This is a genomic window from uncultured Clostridium sp. (assembly GCF_963515715.1).
Classification (GTDB): domain Bacteria; phylum Bacillota; class Clostridia; order Clostridiales; family Clostridiaceae; genus Clostridium_AW.
In genome coordinates, this window is record NZ_CAUPZS010000057.1 from 1 (window position 1) to 3,383 (window position 3,383).

General features: G+C 27.4%; 3 protein-coding genes and 1 tRNA gene. 2 read left to right on the forward strand and 2 right to left on the reverse strand.

The window, feature by feature from the left end:
• The first annotated feature begins 59 nt into the window (after nucleotides 1-59).
• A tRNA-Lys gene (locus tag RYO54_RS20115) sits at nucleotides 60-135 on the forward strand.
• Nucleotides 136-273: 138 nt separating this feature from the next.
• Nucleotides 274-759, forward strand: coding sequence for a hypothetical protein (locus RYO54_RS20120; protein ID WP_315122471.1), 486 nt, complete (start codon nucleotides 274-276; stop codon nucleotides 757-759).
• A gap of 163 nt (nucleotides 760-922) precedes the next feature.
• Here the strand turns inward: RYO54_RS20120 and RYO54_RS20125 are convergent, their stop codons facing one another.
• The gene (locus RYO54_RS20125) at nucleotides 923-1,534 is read right to left on the reverse strand and encodes a uracil-DNA glycosylase (RefSeq protein ID WP_315122472.1); all 612 of its coding nucleotides are present in this window, start codon (nucleotides 1,532-1,534) and stop codon (nucleotides 923-925) included.
• Between the two features lie 59 nt (nucleotides 1,535-1,593).
• On the reverse strand, nucleotides 1,594-3,036 hold the full coding sequence (gene cls, locus RYO54_RS20130; protein ID WP_315122474.1) for a cardiolipin synthase: 1,443 nt from the start codon (nucleotides 3,034-3,036) through the stop codon (nucleotides 1,594-1,596).
• Nucleotides 3,037-3,383 lie beyond the last annotated feature (347 nt).

The window sequence follows — 3,383 nt, forward strand, 5'->3', positions numbered from 1 at the left end:
TGCGCCGATGATACTACAAGGGAGGCCTTGTGGGAAAGTAGGTCGTCGCCAGGTTGTATGATTCACTAGCTCAGTCGGTAGAGCACCTGACTTTTAATCAGGTTGTCCGGGGTTCGATTCCCCGGTGAGTCACCAAAGACCATCACTAAATAGTGATGGTCTTTTTATATATAAAAATCTTTACATATAATTTAATTTATATACATAATATATTAACAATATTATGCAATAATATTACCAATGGAAAATATTTATTAAATTGGGGGTAATTATATGCAAATAAAAGATAGTATAACATCTGGATTATCAAAACTTGCTAAAACAGTAGGAGATGGTGCTGCAACAGTAGCGAAGAAATCTGGAGAAATAGTTGAAACTTCTAAGCTAAATTTAAACATTTCATCTGAGAAAAATAATATTGAGAAATTATATAAAGAAATTGGTGAAATGATTTTTGAAAAATATAAAAATGGAGCCATGATTGATGTAGATTTAGAGGAAGCATGTAAGAGCATAGAAGAATCAAATAATAATATAGAAAAAATTAAAGAAAAGATAGAAGAAATAAAAGCAAATAAAGGTAACGACAGCAGTGAGAAAGATGAAGATGAAGAGGAAGAGGATGAAAATGCTTGTAGTTGTTGTGAAAAAGAAGAAGAAACAGAAAAAGTAGAAGTAGAAGATGATATTGTAGTAAACTGTGAAGGAAATCCTTGTAATTTTCAAGAACCTAAAAATGAAGATGACATAATTAAATAATGAATAAAAAAGTGAATTTACTTTAGTAAAAGTAAGGTTCACTTTTTTTATGAGATTTATCATGTGTGATATAATATTTTTATTAAGTACTAAAGAAGAATTAAATATGAATTGCGATGTATTAAAACTTTAAATGAAATATTATAATAAGAGAAGTTTTAGATTATATAGTTCCTAAGGATTCCTTTAGTTTATACCAATCCTCTATATATTTTTGTTTAAAATCTTCACTTCTATTATAGGTTAAAGATGATGGATGGTACATTGGAAAAACGTATCTATTTACTTTTTCACTAAAAGTGATTTTCCCGTGACATTCACCTATGGATTTATAGTCTGTTAAAGTTTTTAATGGAATATTACCTAAAGTTATTATAATCTTAGGATTAACTAGGTTTATTTCCTTATATAATATATCTTTAAAAAGAGATATTTCAGAAGTTTTTGGTGTTCTATTACTTATGGAAGATTTCCCGTTAGCAGACTCTTTAATCTTTATTGGTCTAAAATAACAAGTGTTTGTCACTCTAATATTTTCTCTTTTAACATTTATTAAGTTTAAATAGTGTTCAAAATTTTTTCCTGCCATACCTACAAAAGGAGTTCTCTCCTCTACTTCTGTTTTGCCAGGGGCCTCCCCGATGAACAATATGTCACAAGGTACAGAACCGTGACCAGTTATCCATCCTCCTATATTATCATCGGTATAATTTTCACATATATTTTTAATTTCTTCTTCAATTGATATTAATTGATTTTCTATATCCGTATTCATATTTATAAAGAAAACCTGTGTTTTCTTTGTACCTCCCTTTTAATAAACTTTGTAAATATTTATAATAAAGATGAAAAAAGCCTCGCTATAGTTTCCATAGATTTAGTTAAAAAAGGAGTAGAATCATATTGTTTTTCTGTTAGCATTACACTATTTTCTAAGTCTTTAAAAAACAATTCGTCTAATTGTGTAGTTACATTTTCATCATATATAACTGCATTTATTTCATAATTTAATTCATAACTTCGTATATCCATATTGGCAGTTCCTACTGTTGAAACTTTTCCATCTATGGTCATAACCTTTGCATGTATAAAACTTTTATCATCATAAAGGTAAACCTTAGCACCACATTTTATCAATTCAGCTAAATATGTTTTCGAAGCATAGTACACAATAAAATGATCATATTTTCCAGGAAATAAAATTCTAACATCCACTCCACTCAAAAGTGCTATTTTAAGAGCATCCATAATAGATTCAGGAGGAACAAAATAAGGGGTGGTAATATATATGCTCTTTTTAGCCATATTTATCATTTTAAGCATACCTTGCATTAGCGATGGATATGGAGAATCAGGTCCGCTTTTTATTAATTGCATTATTTTGGTGTCTTTCTTATCTATTTTAGGAAAATATGGAGAAAAATCATTTTCGTCTAAAGTTATTATATCATCGTTAACCTTTTTAATAGTCATAAAGTCATCAATAAAAACACCCTGAAGTCCTAAAACAAAGTCCCCCTTTACCATTAAATGAGTATCTCTCCAATATCCCAATTTGCCTTTTCCTAGATATTCGTCTCCTATATTTATACCTCCAATAAATCCTACTTTACCATCAATAATAATAATTTTTCTGTGGTTTCTGTAATTAATTTGAGTATTTATTTTTCTTACTAAGGGAGCTAAAAAATAAGAGTACTGCACTACATCTATTCCAGCATTAAGCATATCATTTATATATTGTTTTCCAAGTTTTATAGAACCAACTCTATCTATAATAAATTTTATAGTAACTCCTTCATAGGACTTTTTTATAAGTAAGTCTTTTATTTCATTACCTATGGTATCATTTTTGACTATATAATATTCTAAATGTATGTGATGTTTTGCTTTACCAATTTCCTCTTTTAATTTATTGAATTTTTTTAAGCCATTTTCAAATATAGTTATATCATTATATATAAATAAAGGGGATTCGCTATTTTGTGCTAATAGTTCAATCAATGATATATACTCTATATTATCTATTTTATTTATTACTTTATGTATTAATTGTCTTATTTTTGGTGAAAAATCTTTGTTAAGTTTATGGACCTTCCAATCTCTGCCTAAGAATATATACATAATTAATCCTATAGGAGGCAATAAAATTATAACGAGAAGCCAAGCAATAGTTTTCTCCGGTCTCCTTCTCTCTAGTAGAACAATTATTATAACGGATAGAGTATTTATAAATATTAATGAATACAAAAATACACCAACATTTTTCAAAGCCAATGCACCTCCCGTAAGTTATATATATATATTATAAGACAATTAGTTAAAAATATATATTTAAAATTTACTACCAACTTGTTCTAGTGTATCATTAGCAATAATATTAAATAATTAGAAGAAAATCAAAGAAAAATTAAAATAAATGCGTATAATTATCGATTATAATAATAATACTAAATATAATTATGATAGAATATAACCTGTCGTCAACGAGAACAAAGATAAAAAACAAATATAAATAAAAATGTTGACAAGTTAAAACTTATACGATATAATTTATACACTGTTAAAAAACGGTCTTTGAAAATTAAACAGAGGAATGAAACCAGTCGATTCTAAAGAGAATC

Excerpts from the sequence above, each read along its gene's own strand:
- RYO54_RS20125 (WP_315122472.1), bottom strand. The coding sequence starts at position 1,534 with ATGAATACGGATATAGAAAATCAATTAATATCAATTGAAGAAGAAATT.
- RYO54_RS20120 (WP_315122471.1), top strand. The coding sequence starts at position 274 with ATGCAAATAAAAGATAGTATAACATCTGGATTATCAAAACTTGCTAAA.